17 protein-coding genes are annotated in these 16,369 nt (G+C 68.6%); 16 read left to right on the plus strand and 1 reads right to left on the minus strand.

Features of this window, described 5'->3' with window-relative positions; translation table 11 throughout:
• Positions 1-135: 135 nt before the first annotated feature.
• From rpsB to proS, 13 genes are all read left to right on the plus strand, one after another.
• Complete coding sequence (rpsB, locus tag STH_RS07525) at positions 136-930, plus strand: 30S ribosomal protein S2 (RefSeq protein ID WP_011195621.1); 795 nt, start codon at positions 136-138, stop codon at positions 928-930.
• Between the two features lie 166 nt (positions 931-1,096).
• Entirely contained in the window at positions 1,097-2,011 is a 915-nt protein-coding gene (gene tsf, locus STH_RS07530; protein ID WP_011195622.1) for a translation elongation factor Ts, read from the plus strand.
• A 158-nt stretch (positions 2,012-2,169) separates the two neighbouring features.
• On the plus strand, positions 2,170-2,901 hold the full coding sequence (gene pyrH / locus STH_RS07535; RefSeq protein WP_011195623.1) for a UMP kinase: 732 nt from the start codon (positions 2,170-2,172) through the stop codon (positions 2,899-2,901).
• Positions 2,898-3,455: a ribosome recycling factor gene (frr, locus tag STH_RS07540; RefSeq protein ID WP_011195624.1), complete on the plus strand. Its 558-nt coding sequence runs from the start codon at positions 2,898-2,900 to the stop codon at positions 3,453-3,455. The genes pyrH and frr overlap by 4 nt, the downstream gene beginning before the upstream one ends.
• Positions 3,456-3,458: 3 nt before the next feature.
• A complete protein-coding gene (locus STH_RS07545) occupies positions 3,459-3,707 on the plus strand; it encodes a hypothetical protein (RefSeq protein WP_011195625.1) in 249 nt (82 codons plus the stop codon).
• Complete coding sequence (locus tag STH_RS07550; RefSeq protein WP_011195626.1) at positions 3,704-4,474, plus strand: isoprenyl transferase; 771 nt, start codon at positions 3,704-3,706, stop codon at positions 4,472-4,474. Before STH_RS07545 ends, STH_RS07550 begins: the two co-directional genes overlap by 4 nt.
• Positions 4,475-4,523: 49 nt before the next feature.
• Positions 4,524-5,333 (plus strand): phosphatidate cytidylyltransferase, encoded by an 810-nt coding sequence (locus STH_RS07555; RefSeq protein WP_043713746.1) that lies wholly within the window; start codon positions 4,524-4,526, stop codon positions 5,331-5,333.
• 18 nt (positions 5,334-5,351) lie between these two features.
• Positions 5,352-6,425: a sporulation integral membrane protein YtvI gene (ytvI, locus tag STH_RS07560; RefSeq protein WP_148205519.1), complete on the plus strand. Its 1,074-nt coding sequence runs from the start codon at positions 5,352-5,354 to the stop codon at positions 6,423-6,425.
• Between the two features lie 28 nt (positions 6,426-6,453).
• On the plus strand, positions 6,454-7,617 hold the full coding sequence (locus STH_RS07565; protein WP_011195629.1) for a 1-deoxy-D-xylulose-5-phosphate reductoisomerase: 1,164 nt from the start codon (positions 6,454-6,456) through the stop codon (positions 7,615-7,617).
• A gap of 5 nt (positions 7,618-7,622) precedes the next feature.
• Positions 7,623-7,769, plus strand: a complete 147-nt coding sequence (locus tag STH_RS18755) for a hypothetical protein (protein ID WP_158506869.1) — start codon at positions 7,623-7,625, stop codon at positions 7,767-7,769.
• Between the two features lie 96 nt (positions 7,770-7,865).
• Positions 7,866-8,900, plus strand: a complete 1,035-nt coding sequence (rseP, locus tag STH_RS07570; protein ID WP_011195630.1) for an RIP metalloprotease RseP — start codon at positions 7,866-7,868, stop codon at positions 8,898-8,900.
• 34 nt (positions 8,901-8,934) lie between these two features.
• Positions 8,935-10,047: a flavodoxin-dependent (E)-4-hydroxy-3-methylbut-2-enyl-diphosphate synthase gene (gene ispG / locus STH_RS07575; RefSeq protein WP_011195631.1), complete on the plus strand. Its 1,113-nt coding sequence runs from the start codon at positions 8,935-8,937 to the stop codon at positions 10,045-10,047.
• A 452-nt stretch (positions 10,048-10,499) separates the two neighbouring features.
• Positions 10,500-11,966, plus strand: a complete 1,467-nt coding sequence (gene proS / locus STH_RS07580; protein WP_011195632.1) for a proline--tRNA ligase — start codon at positions 10,500-10,502, stop codon at positions 11,964-11,966.
• A gap of 537 nt (positions 11,967-12,503) precedes the next feature.
• Here proS and STH_RS07585 read toward each other — a convergent pair.
• Positions 12,504-13,451, minus strand: coding sequence for a patatin-like phospholipase family protein (locus tag STH_RS07585; RefSeq protein WP_043713751.1), 948 nt, complete (start codon positions 13,449-13,451; stop codon positions 12,504-12,506).
• A gap of 233 nt (positions 13,452-13,684) precedes the next feature.
• Between STH_RS07585 and STH_RS17115 the strand changes: the two genes are divergently transcribed.
• From STH_RS17115 to STH_RS07600, 3 genes are all read left to right on the plus strand, one after another.
• Positions 13,685-14,371 (plus strand): cupredoxin domain-containing protein, encoded by a 687-nt coding sequence (locus STH_RS17115; RefSeq protein ID WP_050742167.1) that lies wholly within the window; start codon positions 13,685-13,687, stop codon positions 14,369-14,371.
• A gap of 244 nt (positions 14,372-14,615) precedes the next feature.
• The gene (locus tag STH_RS07595) at positions 14,616-15,545 is read left to right on the plus strand and encodes a metal ABC transporter solute-binding protein, Zn/Mn family (protein ID WP_011195636.1); all 930 of its coding nucleotides are present in this window, start codon (positions 14,616-14,618) and stop codon (positions 15,543-15,545) included.
• 25 nt (positions 15,546-15,570) lie between these two features.
• Complete coding sequence (locus STH_RS07600) at positions 15,571-16,368, plus strand: metal ABC transporter ATP-binding protein (protein WP_011195637.1); 798 nt, start codon at positions 15,571-15,573, stop codon at positions 16,366-16,368.
• Position 16,369 lies beyond the last annotated feature (1 nt).

Genomic DNA, 16,369 nt, shown 5'->3' on the forward strand with positions numbered 1-16,369 from the left:
CCCTGTTTGTGCTAAGATATCGTGCGGTGTGTGACTACACACGTTCGCGGACGGTTCCGGGGATGCTGCCGCTGGCAGCCCCGGGGCGGGATGAAACGGACGGAGGCGCAAAATCTTTGGAGGTGAGTTTTCCCGGTGTCTGTGATCTCCATGAAGCAGCTCCTCGAAGCGGGTGTCCACTTCGGGCACCAGACCCGCCGGTGGAACCCGAAGATGAAGGAGTACATCTTCACCGAACGGAATGGCATCTACATCATCGATCTCCAGAAGACCGTGCGCATGGTCGAGATCGCGTACAACGCCGTGCGCCAGATGGCCGCGGACGGCGGCAAGATCCTCTTCATCGGCACCAAGAAGCAGGCGCAGGACGCGGTGCGGGAAGAGGCCGAGCGCTGCGGCATGTTCTACGTCAACCAGCGGTGGCTGGGCGGCATGCTGACCAACTTCGAGACGATCAAGAAGCGCATCGCCCGGCTCAACGAGCTGGAGGAGATCGAGGGCACGGAGTACTGGAGCAAGCTGACCAAGAAGGAGCAGGCGCAGCTTCTGCACGAGAAGGAGAAGCTGGAGAAGAACCTGGGCGGCATCAAGGGCATGAAGAGCCTGCCCGACATGGCGTTTGTCATCGATCCCCGCCGGGAGCGCATCGCCGTGTCCGAGCTGCGCAAGCTGGGGATCCCCATCGTCGCCATTGTCGACACCAACTGCGATCCGGACGAGATCGACTACGTCATCCCCGGCAACGACGACGCCATCCGTGCGGTGAAGCTGCTGACCAGCAAGATCGCGGACGCCGTCATTGAGGGCCGCCAGGGCGTGGACACCTCCGCCACCGTCGACGAGGAAGAGGCCGAGGTCGCCGAGGAGACCGAGTCGATGGAGTCCGCCGAGGACCTCGACGCCGACCTGATCGAGGAAGAGGCGGAGTAACTGCACGGGAGCATGAGCGGGGCGGACACGAGGAAGCCTATCCCACGGCGATGGGATTGACGCCTCGGAGCCCCGCTCTTCCTGCGATACAGGCGCCCCGGCAGACGCACGGGGGAGGGTGCGGAGCGCCCGACCCCCAACCTTAGCAATCAGGGGGTAGTTTCACATGGCCGAGATTACCGCGAAGATGGTGGCAGAGCTGCGCGCGCGTACCGGCGCCGGCATGATGGACTGCAAGAAGGCGCTGATGGAGACCGGCGGCGACTTTGACAAGGCCGTCGACTGGCTGCGGGAGAAGGGCCTTGCGGCCGCCGCGAAGAAGGCCGGCCGGGTAGCCGCCGAGGGCCGGGTCCACGCCATCGTGGAGGACGGGGCGCGCCACGGCGTGCTGGTGGAGGTCAACTGCGAGACCGACTTCGTTGCCCGGGGCGAGGCCTTCATCAACCTGTGCGACCACGTGGCGCGGGTGATCCTGCAGGCCAGGCCGGCGTCGCTGGAGGCGCTGCAGGAGGCGCTGGGCGACACCGTCAAGGAGGCCGTGGCCAAGATCGGCGAGAACATCCAGGTGCGCCGGTTCGAGCGCTACGAGGTGGCCGATGCGGGTCGGGTGCACGCGTACATCCACGGCGACGGTCGGGTCGGCGTCCTGATCGAGCTGACCACCGCGACGCCTGAGGTGGCGGCCCATCCCGAGGTCGAGGCGCTCTGCCACGAGCTGGCCCTGCAGATCGCCTCGATGCGGGCGCAGTACGTCCGGCCCGAGGACGTTCCGGCCCAGGTGATCGAGCACGAGCGGGAGATCCTGAAGGCCCAGGCCATCAACGAGGGCAAGAAGCCCGAGATCGCGGAGAAGATGGTGGCCGGCCGCATCCAGAAGTTCTTCCAGGAGGTCTGCCTGCTGGAGCAGGAGTGGGTGAAGGACTCCAAGAAGACCGTCGGGGCGCTGGTCAAGGAGGTCGCCGGCAAGGTCGGCGGCGAGATCACCGTCAAGCGCTTCGTCCGCTACGAGAAGGGCGAGGGCATCGAGAAGCGGCAGGACGACTTCGCCGAAGAGGTCATGCGGCAGGCCGGTTTGAAGTAAGCCTGATGGAGAGGCGGGAGGCATGAGCGGCCTCCCGCCTTTGAGCAGGCGGCATCTCTTCCAGGAATTGCGGCAGTTGCTGGAGGAAACGGTTTGTTAGACGTAGAAACGGTTTCTCGTCGGCCCAGCGCGGCCGGCACCGAACTGGAGGCCTGAGGATGCAGACACCGAAGTACCGCAGGGTTGTACTGAAGCTCAGCGGCGAGGCGCTGGCCGGGGCGAAGGGGTTCGGCCTGGACCCCCAGGTGCTGACCGCCCTTGCCCGGCAGATCAAGGCCGTGCACGACATGGGCGTGCAGGTCGCCATCGTCGTCGGCGCCGGGAACTTCTGGCGGGGCCGGCTCGGCGAGCAGATGGGCATGGACCGGGCTTCTGCCGACTACATGGGCCTGCTGGCAACCGTCATGAACGCGCTGGCCCTGCAGGACGCGATCGAGAAGCTCCAGGTCGACACCCGGGTGATGACCGCCGTCGAGATGCGCCAGGTCGCCGAGCCGTTTATCCGGCGAAGGGCGATACGCCATCTGGAGAAAGGGCGGGTCGTCATCTTCGCCGCCGGTACGGGCAACCCCTACTTCACCACCGACACCGCCGCGGCGCTGCGGGCGGCGGAGATCGAGGCCGAGGCGATCCTGATGGGCAAGCAGGGGGTGCAGGGCGTGTACGACTCCGACCCCCGCATCAACAGGCACGCGGTCAAGTATGACGAGGTGACGTATCAGGAGGTTCTGGCGAAAAACCTCCAGGTCATGGACGCCACGGCCACGGCGCTCTGTATGGACAACCGTATTCCGATTGTCGTCTTCGACATGATGGGGCCTGACCACATCGTCAAAGTAGTCCTCGGCGAGGACGTCGGTCAAACCTTCGTCAGGGGGAATAACCAGTGACCAAGGAGATCATCAAGGACGCAGAGGAACGCATGAAAAAGGCGGTCGAGGTGTTTCGCCAGGAGCTGGCCGGCATGCGGGCCAACCGTGCCACGCCTGCGCTGCTGGACAAGGTGCGCGTCGAGGCGTACGGCTCCGAAGTCCCGGTGAACAATGTTGCGACGATTGAGGTGCCCGACCCCCGCACGCTGGTTATCAAGCCCTGGGACCGTTCCCTGATCAAGGCGATCGAGCGGGCGATCAACGCCTCGGACCTGGGCCTGAACCCCACCAACGACGGACAGGTGATCCGCCTGAGCATCCCGCCGATGACCGAGGAGCGCCGCCGCGAGCTGGTCAAGGTGGTCGCCAAGCGGACCGAGGAGCAGCGCGTGGCCATCCGCAACATCCGGCGGGACGCCAACGAACAGATCAAGAAGCTGGAGAAGGACAAGGCGGTTTCAGAGGACGAGTCCAAGCGCGCGCAGGACGAGGTCCAGAAGCTGACCGACAAGTACATCAAAGAGGTTGACCAGCTCATGGCCGCCAAAGAGAAGGAGATCATGGAGGTCTGACCGGTGGAGAGCGGTTCATGGCGGTGGGATCTGGTCGGCCTCCGCTGGGAGGAGGCACAGGCGATCTTGCAGGACCGCGGCGTCGCCTACACGTGGTCCGTCACCGCCCCTCCCAACCGCCCGGTCGGCATTGGGGAACTGCGGGTCGTCGCGCAGCGTGAGACGCCCGCGGGGCCGGCCTTCGTGCTGGCGCACCGGGAGTACGCACGCCGGGAACAGCCGGCGGGGCAGGGAGGTCAGGGAGGGGCGTGACGGACGACTTGCACGGACGCGTTGAACCGGACCGGGCGGCGCCCCTGCACACGGCACCGCGCGGACCGGACTACCGTCCTCGCCACGTGGCGATCATCATGGATGGCAACGGGCGGTGGGCGCTGAGGCGCGGCCTGCCCCGGACGGTAGGCCATTGCGCCGGGGTGGAGGCCCTGCGCGGGGTGGTGAAGGCCGCCCCCGATCTGGGGATCAAGATCCTGACCTGTTACGCGTTTTCGACGGAGAACTGGAAGCGCCCGAAGGACGAGGTTGACACGCTGATGAGCCTGCTGCTGGAGTACTGCAGGCTGGAGGCGGAGAACCTGCACCGCAACGGCGTGCGGATCAACGCCATCGGGCGGATTCACGAACTGCCCCCGGCGCAGCAGCAGGAGATCGCCCGGGCCGTGGCGCTGACGCGCGGCAACGACCGGCTGATCCTGAACCTCGCGGTCAACTACGGCGGGCAGGCGGAGCTGGTGGACGCCTTCCGCAGCCTGGCCGCCGAGGTCCAGTCCGGGCGGCTCGCGCCGGAGGCCATCGACGCCGAGGTCGTGCGGCGGCACCTCTATACTGCCGACCTGCCCGACCCGGACCTGATCATCCGGACCGCCGGTGAGATGCGGCTTTCGAACTTTCTCCTGTGGCAGTCGGCCTATGCCGAGATCTGGGTGACCGATGTTTACTGGCCCGACTTCACGCGGGAGCATCTGGAACAGGCACTGCGGGATTATGCCCGGCGTGAGCGGCGCTTCGGCGCCCTGTGAGCCCGAAGGGGCCGGCAGCCGCTTGAGCCACAGCAAAGCAGGTGACGTCGTGCTCGTTCGCATACTGACGGGCCTTGTAGGTATACCGCTGTTTCTGGGCCTCCTCTTCATCGGGCAGTGGCCCTTCCTCGTGGTCGTGGCGGGGATGGGCCTCATTGGCTTTTACGAGTACGCGCGCATCCTGCGGGCGATGGGCTTCCGTCCCTCCCTGCCCCTGGGGTGCGCGGCCACCGTCGCGATCGTGCTCGCCGCGGGGCTGCTGCCGCCGCACGGCGTGCACGCACAGGCCGTCGCCGCCTTGGCGACGCTGGTCATCCTGGCCTGGGCAATCTTCCGGCCGGAGGGTTTTTCCGCGCTGGACGGCCTTCTGACCCTGGCCGGCGTGGCCTACGTCGGCCTGCTGAGCTACCTCGTCCTGCTGCGCAGGCTGGGGGGCGGCTCCGGATGGGATCTGGGCCTCGTCTGGGCCGGGATGGCCTTCCTGTGCACCTGGGCCGCCGACACCCTGGCCTACTTCGTGGGCGTCACCTGGGGGCGGCACAAGCTGGCCCCGAAGATCTCGCCCCAGAAGTCCGTGGAGGGGCTGCTGGGCGGCGTCGCCGGCGCCTTACTGGCCGGGCTGCTCTGGGGACCGGCGATTCCCCTCGCCCGGTGGCAGGGGGCCCTGCTGGGGGCGGCGATCGCCCTGGTCGCCGCGATGGGAGACTTGGTGGAGTCGGCCCTGAAACGCACCGCGGGCGTAAAGGACGCGGGCCGGTTGCTGCCGGGCCACGGCGGCGTGCTCGACCGCTTCGACAGCAGCCTGTTCGTGTTGCCGTTCGTGTATTACGTTGCGACTCTATTATTCGGCGCGGGATAAGCCGGGGATGTCGTGGGGGTGTTGACAGCGATGGACCGGGCGTGGCTCTATTCCGTCCTCGGCCTTGCGGGTTTCCTGGTGGTGTCCTGGGCCCTGATCACCTACGCTCTGCCCATCGTGATGCCGTTCGTGCTGGCGTGGGTCCTCGCGGAGATGATGGATCCGGCCGTGACGTGGCTGGTGCGCCGGGCGCGCATGCCCCGCTCGCTGGCCGTGGCCGTCGTGCTGCTCTTTTTCGTCGGGATCATGGTCGCCCTGTTCACCGTGGGCGTGGCGTACGTCGTGGGCGAGATCCGGGCCCTGATCCGCAACCTGCCGTACCTGTACGCGGCGGGGCTGGACATCTCGAGCCAGGTGCTGCTCTACCTGGAGGACCTGGTCGGCAGCCTGCCCGAGTCCGTCCAGGTGACGATCGGCGAGAACCTCGGCAAGCTGCAGGCCAACCTGGGCACCTACCTGGAGACCCTGGCCCGGCGCCTGGGCTTCATCACCTCGGTGCCCGGGTTCCTGATCAACCTCATCATCACCTTCGTTGCGGCCTTCTTCATCACCCGCGACCGCCAGGAGATCGGCGCCTTCCTGCTCTCGCTCTTCCCGGCCAAGTGGCGGGACCAGCTGCGCCAGGTGCGGGTCGAGGTCCTGACCAACGCCATTGGCTGGGCGAAGGCCCAGGTCCTCCTGATCCTGATGACCATGCTGGTCTCCATGCTCGGCCTGGCCATCATCGGGGCGGACTACGTGGTCCTGGCCGGCCTGGCCATCGGTCTGCTGGACATCCTGCCCATCGTCGGTCCCGGCGCCCTGTACGCCCCTTGGATCCTCTACTCCGCCTTCACCGGCCGCCTCGCCTTTGGCGTCAAGCTGCTGATCGTCTATGCCGTGGTCAGCGCCCTGCGGCAGGTGCTGGAGTCGAAGGTGGTGGGCGACCGGGTGGGGCTGCACCCGCTGGCGGTGCTGCTGTCGATCTACCTGGGCATCAAGTTCTTCGGCGCCCTCGGTGTGGTCTTCGGCCCGCTGATCACCATCCTGCTGAAGGCGATGGTCACGTCGGGCCTCCTGCCCATCTTCACGGGCGACGGCCGCCAGCGGTGACACCAATGCGAAGGAGTCCTGTCACTAGATGAAGAAAGGGATCGCAATCCTCGGCTCCACCGGCTCGATCGGCACCCAGGCCCTGGATGTGATCGATCATCACCCCGGCCGCTTCCGCGTGGTGGCCCTGGCTGCGGGCCGGCAGGTGGAGCGGCTGGCCGAGCAGGCCCTCCGGTTCCGCCCGGCGCTGCTCTCGGTGGCCGACGCCGACGCGGCTGCCGCCCTGCGGGCCCTCCTGCTGGCGGAGGCCGGCGACTACCGGCCCGAGATCGCCTGGGGCCGGGAGGGCCTGATCCGCGCGGCGACCCACCCGGAGAGCGGCCTGGTCCTGACTTCCGTGGTCGGGGCCATGGGGGTGGAGCCCACCCTCGCGGCCATCGAGGCGGGCAAGGACATCGCCCTCGCGAACAAGGAGACGCTGGTCGCGGCCGGTGAACTGGTGACGGCGGCCGCACAGGCGCGCGGGGTGAAGCTGCTTCCGGTGGACTCGGAGCACTCGGCGATCTTCCAGTCGCTGGCCGGCGCCGACCCGGGGTCGGTGCGGCGCATCCTGCTGACCGCCTCCGGGGGCCCATTCCGGGGCCGGAAGGACCTGACCGGCGTCACCCGGGAGGAGGCGCTGCGCCACCCGCGCTGGACGATGGGGGCCAAGGTCACCATTGACAGCGCGACCCTGATGAACAAGGCCCTGGAGATGATCGAGGCCCACTGGCTGTTCGGGGTGCCGATGGAGCAGATCGAGGTGATCGTCCACCCGCAGTCGATCCTGCACTCCGCGGTGGAGTTCTGCGACGGCAACATCATCGCGCAGCTGGGTCCCACCGACATGCGGCTTCCCATTCAGTATGCCCTCTGCTACCCCGAGCGTTGTCGGGGGTTCGTGGAGCCGCTGGACCTGATCGCGCTGGGCGCCCTGACCTTCGAGCGGCCGGACGAGGAGACGTTTCCTTCCTTGAGATACGCGCGCCGGGCCGTTACAATGGGGGGGACGATGCCGGCCGTGCTCAACGCCGCCAACGAGGTCGCGGTGCAGCGGTTCCTGGCCGGTGAGATCCCGTTCACGGGCATCTTCCAGCTGGTGGCCGGGGTGATGGACCGCCACGACCCGGTTCAGCGGCCCGACCTCGCGGCGATTCTCGCGGCGGACCGTTGGGCCCGGGACGCGGCGCGGGAACAGCCGGTGAGGATGTGACCCCGGTGATGCGGCTCCGGGGGAAGGCCCTGCGCGGGCCCGGGCTGGATGCGGCGGGCGCAGACCGGGTGCACGTCGTCGGTTTTTGTCTGCAGACGGGGCTGCGGCTCGTAGGCACCTGCGGCGACCTGCGGGCAGCGGTTCTCGGGTGATGGGGCGCCGTGAGGTGGCCCTGCGGCCCGCAGCGGCGGCGGCTCGCGCCGCAGCGGGCCAGGCGGGGCAGCGGCGCGGGAACAGGTGGTGAGCGCATGACCCTGGCTGACTGGCTGTGGGCAATCCCCGTTTTCGGGTTGATGATCTTCATGCACGAACTGGGTCACTTCGCGGTGGCCAAGTTCTTCGACATCCGCGTCCACGAGTTCGCGCTGGGCTTCGGCCCGGCTCTCGTGGGTTTCAACCGGGGCGAGACCCGGTACAGCCTGCGGGCCATTCCGCTGGGGGGCTTCGTGCGGATGGCCGGGATGGACCCCAGCGAACCGGACGATCCCCGGGGCTTCAACAGCAAACCCATCTATCAGCGGGCGCTGACGATCTTCGCAGGGCCGTTCATGAACTTCCTGCTGGCGTCCCTGCTGCTGTCGGGGTACATCTACGCCCAGGGCGTGCCGGTCTCGGAGCCGATCTTCGGCGACGTGCTGGCCGAGTGCAACGGCCAGCCCTGCCCGGCGGCGATGGCCGGCCTGCAGAAGGGCGACCGGGTGCTCACGATCGGGGGCAGCCCCGTGGAGAACTGGTCCGACATCCTGACCTACGTGGGGACGTCGGAGGGAGCGCCGCTGGAGATCCGGTTCGAGCGGGACGGGCAGGAGATGACCACCGTGCTTACGCCGGTGTACATGGACGGGCGGTGGATGATCGGCATCCAGCAGGCCACGCGCCCCGGGTCGTTCTGGAAGGCCCTTGCCCAGGGACCGTCGATCACGTGGGAGTACTCGAAGGCCTGGGTGGCGTCGCTGGTGCAGGCGGTGACGGGCCGGACGGAGCTCGAGCTGTCGGGTCCGGTGGGCATCACCCGCGAGATCGCGACACAGGCCTCCGCCGGGCTGACCAACCTGCTCTGGCTGACCGCGTTCCTGTCGATCAATCTGGGCCTGTTCAACCTGCTGCCGATCCCGGCCCTGGACGGCTCGCACCTGCTCTTCATGGCGGTGGAGGCCGTGCGGGGGCGCAGGCTGGATCCCGAGCGGGTGAACATGGTGCACTTCTTCGGCTTCCTGCTGCTGATGGGGCTGATCCTGGTGGTCACCTACGGCGACCTGCGGGCGGCGATCCTCGGGCAGTAGGCAGGCGGTTGGGGAAAGGGAGCAAGCACGAAACATGATCGAGCGACGCAAGACACGGGCGGTGAAGGTGGGGCGCGTGCAGATCGGCGGGGGCGCGCCCATCACCGTGCAGTCGATGACCAAGTGCGACACCCGCGACGTGCCCGAGGTCCTCCGGCAGATCCGGGCGCTGGAGGAGGCGGGCTGCGACATCGTGCGGGTGGCCGCGCCGACGATGGAGGCCGCCGAGTGCTTCAAGGAGATCCGGAAGGGGTGTAATATCCCGCTGGTGGCCGACGTCCACTTCGACTACCGGATCGCCCTGAAGGTGCTGGAGGCGGGCATCGACAAGCTGCGCATCAATCCGGGCAACATCGGCGCCCGGTGGAAGGTCGAGGAGGTCGTCCGGGCCTGCAAGGACCGCGGGGTGCCCATCCGGATCGGCGTCAACGCCGGCTCGCTGGAGGAGGAGTTCCTGGAAAAGTACGGCTACCCCACGGCCGACGGCATGGTGGAGTCCGCCCTGAAGCACGTCGCCATTCTGGAGGAGCTGGACTTTCACGACATCGTGATCTCGATCAAGTCCTCCCGGGTGGACCAGATGATCGAGGCCTACCGGAAGCTGTCCGAGAAGGTGGATTACCCGCTGCACGTGGGCGTCACCGAGGCGGGCACGCCGTTTGCCGGCACGATCAAGTCGGCGGTGGGCATCGGCACCATCCTGGCCGAGGGCATCGGCGACACCATCCGGGTCTCGCTCTCCACCGACTGCGTGGAGGAGGTCCGGGTGGGCTACGAGATCCTGAAAGCCCTGGGGCTGCGCACCCGGGGGATCAACATCATCTCCTGCCCCTCCTGCGGCCGGGTGCAGATCGACCTGGTGAAGGTGGCCAACGAGGTGGAGCGGCGGCTGCAGCACATCGACGTGCCGCTGAACGTGGCGGTGATGGGCTGCGTGGTTAACGGCCCCGGCGAGGCGGCCGAGGCCGACGTGGCGCTCTTCGGTGGCAAGGGCGTGGGCATGCTCTACGTGGGCGGCGAGCGGGTGCGCAAGACCACCGAGGAGGAGATGGTGGAGGCCCTGGTGGAGCTGGTGGAACAGAAGGCCGCCGAGATCAAGGCTTCGGGCCGGGTGCCCACCGGGTACGGCCGGCACGAAGAGCGCTAGGCGACAAGCCGAGGGGGGAACGAAGACCGCAGCCCAGCAGGGCTGCGGTCTGGCGCGTCCGGCCCTGCGCGGCGGTGCTCGGGGATGATTCCGGTGCCGGCGCAGTTGACAACCGCACCACCAACTGGTAGTCTATGCCCTAGCGAAAGGCTGTGAAGGGGCCCGCCCCGCAGGACCTGTCCCAGAGAGCCGGCCGTACGGTGTGAGGCCGGCACAGCGTCGGCGAGGGCTACCCACCCCGGAGCCGCCGGCGACCGCCCCGTCGGGGCCTAAGCCGTGCCGGGTTTCCCGCCGTTACCGGGGCCTGAGCGGGCCGGTCCGATTCCGGCCAATGAGGGTGGTACCACGGGAGCGAAGCCCCCGTCCCTGCACAGGGACGGGGGCTTTTCACAGGGCTCCGGCGGGTTCCGGCCCTCCCACAGTCGTACGCTGGACGAAGGAGAGAGTTGGGCATGAAGGAAGAGAAGAGCTTCGTCAAGGAGATCACGCCTCAGTCGGAGGACTTCTCCCGCTGGTACATCGACGTGATCCGCAAGGCCGACCTCATGGACTACACGCCGGTGCGGGGCTGCATCGTCTTCAAGCCCGACGGCTACGAGCTCTGGGAGCGCATCCAGGCCGGGCTCGACAAGCGGTTCAAGGAGACCGGCCACCGCAACGCCTACTTCCCGATGCTGATCCCCGAGTCGTTCTTCCAGAAGGAGAAGGAGCACGTGGAGGGGTTCAACCCCGAGCTGCCCTGGGTGACCGAGGCCGGCGGCGAGAAGCTGGAGGAGCGGCTGGCCCTCCGGCCCACCTCCGAGACGATCATCGGCCACATGTACGCCCAGTGGATCCAGTCCTACCGGGACCTGCCGGTGCTGATCAACCAGTGGGCCAACGTCTTCCGCTGGGAGAAGCGCACCCTGCCGTTCCTGCGCACCTCCGAGTTCCTCTGGCAGGAGGGGCACACCGCCCACGCCACCGAGGAGGAGGCGCGGGAGGAGACCATGCGCATGCTGGAGGTCTACCGGGACTTCGTGGAGACCGAGATGGCGATCCCGCTGTACGTGGGCCAGAAGACCCCGTCGGAGAAGTTTGCCGGCGCGGTGGACACCTACTCCATCGAGGCGATGATGAAGGACGGCAAGGCGCTGCAGGCCGGCACCTCCCACTACCTGGGCCAGAACTTCGCCAAGGGGTTTGAGATCAAGTTCCTGGACCGGGACAACCAGCTGAAGTACGTCCACACCACCTCCTGGGGCGTGTCCACCCGCCTGATCGGCGCGCTGATCATGGTCCACGGCGACGACCGGGGCCTGGCCCTGCCGCCGCGCCTCGCGCCCATCCAGGTGATCATGATCCCCGTGGGCCCGCCCAAGTTCCGGGACAAGGTCATGGCCCGCTTCGACCCGCTCTTCGACGCCCTGAAGGCCGCCGGCGTGCGGGTGAAGGCCGACCTGCGGGAGGAGACCCCGGGCTGGAAGTTCAACGAGTGGGAGATGCGCGGCGTTCCCCTGCGCATCGAGATCGGACCGCGGGACGTGGACAACAAGCAGTGCCTGATGGTCCGGCGCGACACGGGCGAGAAGATCCCGGTGCCGCTGGACGAGGCGGTGGAGCGGGTGCAGGCGCTGCTGGAGGAGATCCAGCGGAACATGTTCGTCAAGGCGAAGGAGTTCCGGGATGCCCACTCCCACCTGCACATCAACACGCTGGCGGAGCTGAAGGCCCACATCGCCCGGTGCGAGGAGACCGGCGAGATCGCGGGGTTCGTGCTGGCCGGCTGGTGCGGCGACGCGGCATGTGAAGCGAAGGTGAAGGAGGAGACCAAGTTCACCTCCCGGAACATCCCCTTCCACCCGCCGGCTCGGAAGCAGGTCTGCCTCTGCTGCGGCAAGGAGGCCCAGCACACCGTCTGGTTCGCCCGGGCGTACTGAGCAACGGACAGAGCGACCTGGCTGCGGCGATCCCGCAGCCAGGTCTTCTTTGCATCCGCTCCTGTAGCCGGACCACGAACTGCCAGAGGCCCTCTCCCCACGTCCCCGCAAGGGGTCCGCCCCAGGTGTAACGGAAGGTCACGGTGTACTCGCCGGGGGCGTCCGGCAGCCGGAAGGACGCCTCCCGACCGCGGATCGCGCCCCGGCGTACCACCTCTCCGTCCCGGACGACGGTATGGGTGAGCCGGTCCCAGGTGACGTCCGTCAGGTACCGCACGGTCACCGCCACCCCGGGCTCTGCTGCCACGGGGGCGACCACGCCCGGACTTTCGGCCAGCAGACGGCAGTGGGGAGGTGCTTAGCCGAACATCTCCGGCTTTCGGCCGCCGATTGCACCTCGAACCCGGGCAGGCGGTCGCAGGCGATGCGAGGCCGGGAGGCCGCCGCCGACCAGCCGGATGGCCGGGTGGATCTCGGGGCGCATGGACGGACGCCTCCTTCCCGAGGGCGTGGTGCGCGGCCGCAGCCGTCGCACAGTCAGACGCTGAGAGGGAGGCGGCGGGCGCGAAGTGCCCGGCGTACTGCGAACTGGTCCAGCCACCGCTGGGTTTCCGGATCGGCGAAGAAGGCCTCTGCAGCCGCCCGGCCTCGCCGGTACAGCTCCTCCTTGCCGTCGGCGTCGATGTCGAACTGGGTGGTGCGGTACGGGGCCGTCTCGATGGGGATGATGCGCACGTAGTCCTGGTTCTCCCGGGCGCTCAGGTCCCGGGCGCTCAGGATCGTGTTCACCATCGCCTGCACCAGCTCCAGGGGCGTGTCCGTGGGTTGGGGCAGGTCATCCCCGCCCCGCAGGTCGAAGCCGAACGTGGGCAGGCAGGCCGGACCGCCGATGGGCTGAAACAGGTGGACCGGGAAGTTGGAGAGCAGTCCGCCGTCCACCAGGGTGGCCCGCACGCCGTTGGGCAGTTCCAGCCGGTACGGCTGGAAGAAGAAGGGGATGGCCGTGGAGGCCCGGACGGCGTCGGCCACGGGGAAGTCGTACGGGTCCTCCATGGAGTAGGGCGGTCGGGCCAGGTCGCGGGGGAAGACCAGCATGCGCCGGTGGGTGAGGTCGGTGGCCACGATCTGGCAGGCCACCGGCAGGTCGCGGAAGGTGACCCGCGGTCGCCCGAGCCGGTCCGAGAGCAGCCGGTCCACCTCCGCCAGCAGCTTCTCGCCCTTGAACATGCCTTCGTGCAGCAGCAGGCTCGCGACCTTGAGACCCGCGGCGTCGCCGAAGCTGCGCAGGTCCAGGTCCCGGACGATCTCCCGCAGCTCCTGGGCCCGGTAGCCGGCGGCCACCAGGGCCGCCACCAGGGCACCCGCCGACGTGCCGGCCACGGCCCTCCACCGCCATCCCAGCTCCTCGGCGACCGCGAGCCCGCCCACCAGGGCGATGCCCTTGACGCCGCCTCCCTTGAACACGGCCTGAGCCAGGCGAATCATGCGCACGCCCTCCCGATCGCCCTTCGGGGCGTTCTGCCCAATCTTACGCCCCCGGTGCGGCGGATGTACCCGGGAGCCGTCTGCACCACGCCTGCCCAGCCATCCTGCCGCTCGCGCCGCCGAGGACGGCCGGTTCCCGACCGCCGCGGGAAGCCGTGCACCGATTCCTCTCCCGCGCCGGAGGGGATACTGTGGTGCAGCAGCGGACACTCCCGCACCAAGGAGGCATGCAGATGAAGCAGTGGTTGCGACGGGCAGTGGCGGCCATGACCGCGGCGGTGCTGTTGGCCGTCATGGCTGGCAGGGCGCTGGGGGCGGAGGAGGAGGCGGATGCGGATGCGTTGGCCCACCGGCTCCAGGATGCCCGCGAGGCGACGCCGGACCTGGTGGCGGCCGCAGCCGCCCGCGACCTGGAGCGGTTCCGTTCCGCCTACAACCGGTTCGCCGCGGCCCTCGACCCGGTGTTGCCGGCGGTGCGCGCCGAGGACCCGCGCCTGGCCGCGCGGCTGGTGGTCGCCAGTGACGCCCTGCGCGGGTTGGCGCTGGCTGGCATCCTGTCCGAAGAGGACGTCGCCCGGGAGGTGGCGGTCCTGCGCGGGGCACTGGAAGAGGCCCTGCGCGCCGCAGCCCGCTCCACCGAACGGGTCCAGCGGTTCACGGTCGCCGCCCGGGAGTACCGGTTCGAGCCCGACGAGTTGCGGGCCAGGCCGGGAACCCGGATCGTGGTGCGGCTGGAGAACCGGGGACGGGTGCCGCACGAGTTCCGCATCCCGGAGCTGAACGTGGTCATCGGGCCCGTGGAGCCGGGCCGCAGCGCCGAGGGCGAGTTCATCGTGGAGAGGCCCGGCACGTACGGCTATGAGTGCCACGTGGACGGCCACTACCTGAAGGGCATGCGGGGCAGGCTCGTGGTGGAGTGACCCTCTGCATCGCGCACACCGCCGGGACAGGGCCGGCGGTGTGCGCGCGATTGAGAATGAAAATCATGATTGACAGACCGATGGTGCCTGCTGCAGAATACGGATATCGGGCAGGAGTTTCCTTAGGGAAAAACTCTTGTGTTGGGGAAAACGGAGCGGCTATCCGCTCCGTGTTTGCCACCCCAAAGTTGGTCCGGGCTAACTTTTTTGGGCAAAGGACAAAGGAGATGGAGGGTGAGTACAGGTGGTTGCAAGGTTACGCTTCGGGCTGGTCCTGCTGGCGCTGGGGATCGCGCTGGCCGCCGCCGGCTGCGGAGCCGGCCGGACCGGCACGGCGGCGGGGGAACGCATCCCGGTGGTGGCCACCACCGGGATGGTGGCGGATCTCGTGCGGAACATCGGGGGGGAGCGGGTGGCGGTCACGGCGTTGATGGGGCCCGGCGTCGACCCGCATCTCTTCAAGCCCACGGAGGGGGACGTGGCCCGCCTCCAGCAGGCGCGGATCATCTTCTACAACGGGCTGCACCTGGAGGGGCGCATGGGCGACATCCTGGTGAAGATGGCGCGGGAGAAGCCCACCGTGGCCGTGGCGGAGCGCATTCCCGAGGAGCGGCTGCTCATCACCGAGGACGGGGTGGAGGACCCGCACATCTGGTTCGACGTGTCCCTCTGGATGGCGGCGGCGGAGGTCGTGCGGGACGCTCTCGCGGAACTGGATCCGGACGGGCAGAGCACTTACGAGCAGAACGCCCGGGCATACCTGGATGAACTCGCGGAGCTGGACGAGTGGGTGCGCGCTGAGCTGGCCACCGTTCCCGCCGCCCGGCGGGTGCTGGTGACGGCGCACGACGCCTTCGGCTACTTCGGGCGGGCGTACGACGTGGAGGTCGCGGGCCTTCAGGGCATCTCGACGGCGGCCGAGTATGGGCTGGCGGACCTGGAGCGGACGATCGACCTGCTGGTGGGGCGGCAGATCAAGGCCGTCTTCATCGAGTCCAGCGTGCCCCGCAGCGCGATCGAGGCGCTGGTGGCCGGCGCAGCCGCCCGGGGACACGCGGTGACCATCGGCGGCGAGCTGTTTTCGGATGCCATGGGAGCCGAGGGAACGCCGGAAGGGACTTACGTGGGCATGATCCGGCACAACGTCCGCACCATCGCAGACGCCCTGCGGTGAGGATGGGGGAAGGAGGAAGAGCAGCATGTGGGAGCAATGCACGGCGCAAGGCGAACTGCCGGTGGTGGTGCGCGGCCTGACGGTGGCCTACCAGCGCCGCCCGGTGCTGGAGGACGTGAACCTGTCCCTGCCGCCCGGGCTGCTCATCGGCGTGATCGGACCCAACGGGGCCGGCAAGTCGACGCTGCTGAAGGCCATCCTGGGGCTGGTTCCCCGGGTCGCCGGGGAGGTGTGGATCTACGGCCGGCCCGTGGCGGAGGCCCGGCGCGCGGTGGGCTACGTGCCGCAGCGGGCGGCGGTGGACTGGGACTTTCCCACCGACGTGCTGGACGTGGTGACGATGGGCCGGTATGGCCACCTGGGGCTCTTCCGCCGGCCGGGCGCGCGGGAGCGCGCCGTCGCGATGGAGGCGCTGGAGAAGGTCGGGATGGCCGACCTGGCCCACCGGCAGATCGGACAGCTCTCCGGTGGGCAACAGCAGCGGGTCTTCCTCGCCCGGGCCCTGGCGCAGGACGCCCGGATCTACTTCATGGATGAGCCGTTCGCCGGCGTGGACGCCGCGACCGAGCGGGCGATCATCGGGGTGCTCCACGAGATGAAGGCCCGCGGGCGCACGGTGGTGGTGGTCCACCATGACCTGCAGACCGTGCGGGAGTACTTCGACTGGCTCGTGTTCCTGAACGGACACGTGCTCGCCGCCGGCCCGGTGGAGCGGGTCTTCACACCGGAGAACCTGGCGCGCACCTACGGCGGCCGGCTGGGCGGCCTCGCGCAGCTTCCCGCGGCGCCGCAGGCCGCGGGCCGGGGGTGGGGAGGGGACTGAG

Source organism: Symbiobacterium thermophilum IAM 14863, from assembly GCF_000009905.1.
Taxonomy (GTDB): domain Bacteria; phylum Bacillota; class Sulfobacillia; order Symbiobacteriales; family Symbiobacteriaceae; genus Symbiobacterium; species Symbiobacterium thermophilum.

Excerpts from the sequence above, each read along its gene's own strand:
- STH_RS07600 (WP_011195637.1), top strand. The coding sequence starts at position 15,571 with ATGTGGGAGCAATGCACGGCGCAAGGCGAACTGCCGGTGGTGGTGCGC.
- proS (WP_011195632.1), top strand. The coding sequence starts at position 10,500 with ATGAAGGAAGAGAAGAGCTTCGTCAAGGAGATCACGCCTCAGTCGGAG.
- rseP (WP_011195630.1), top strand. The coding sequence starts at position 7,866 with ATGACCCTGGCTGACTGGCTGTGGGCAATCCCCGTTTTCGGGTTGATG.
- STH_RS07585 (WP_043713751.1), bottom strand. The coding sequence starts at position 13,451 with ATGATTCGCCTGGCTCAGGCCGTGTTCAAGGGAGGCGGCGTCAAGGGC.
- STH_RS17115 (WP_050742167.1), top strand. The coding sequence starts at position 13,685 with ATGAAGCAGTGGTTGCGACGGGCAGTGGCGGCCATGACCGCGGCGGTG.
- STH_RS07565 (WP_011195629.1), top strand. The coding sequence starts at position 6,454 with ATGAAGAAAGGGATCGCAATCCTCGGCTCCACCGGCTCGATCGGCACC.
- tsf (WP_011195622.1), top strand. The coding sequence starts at position 1,097 with ATGGCCGAGATTACCGCGAAGATGGTGGCAGAGCTGCGCGCGCGTACC.
- pyrH (WP_011195623.1), top strand. The coding sequence starts at position 2,170 with ATGCAGACACCGAAGTACCGCAGGGTTGTACTGAAGCTCAGCGGCGAG.
- ispG (WP_011195631.1), top strand. The coding sequence starts at position 8,935 with ATGATCGAGCGACGCAAGACACGGGCGGTGAAGGTGGGGCGCGTGCAG.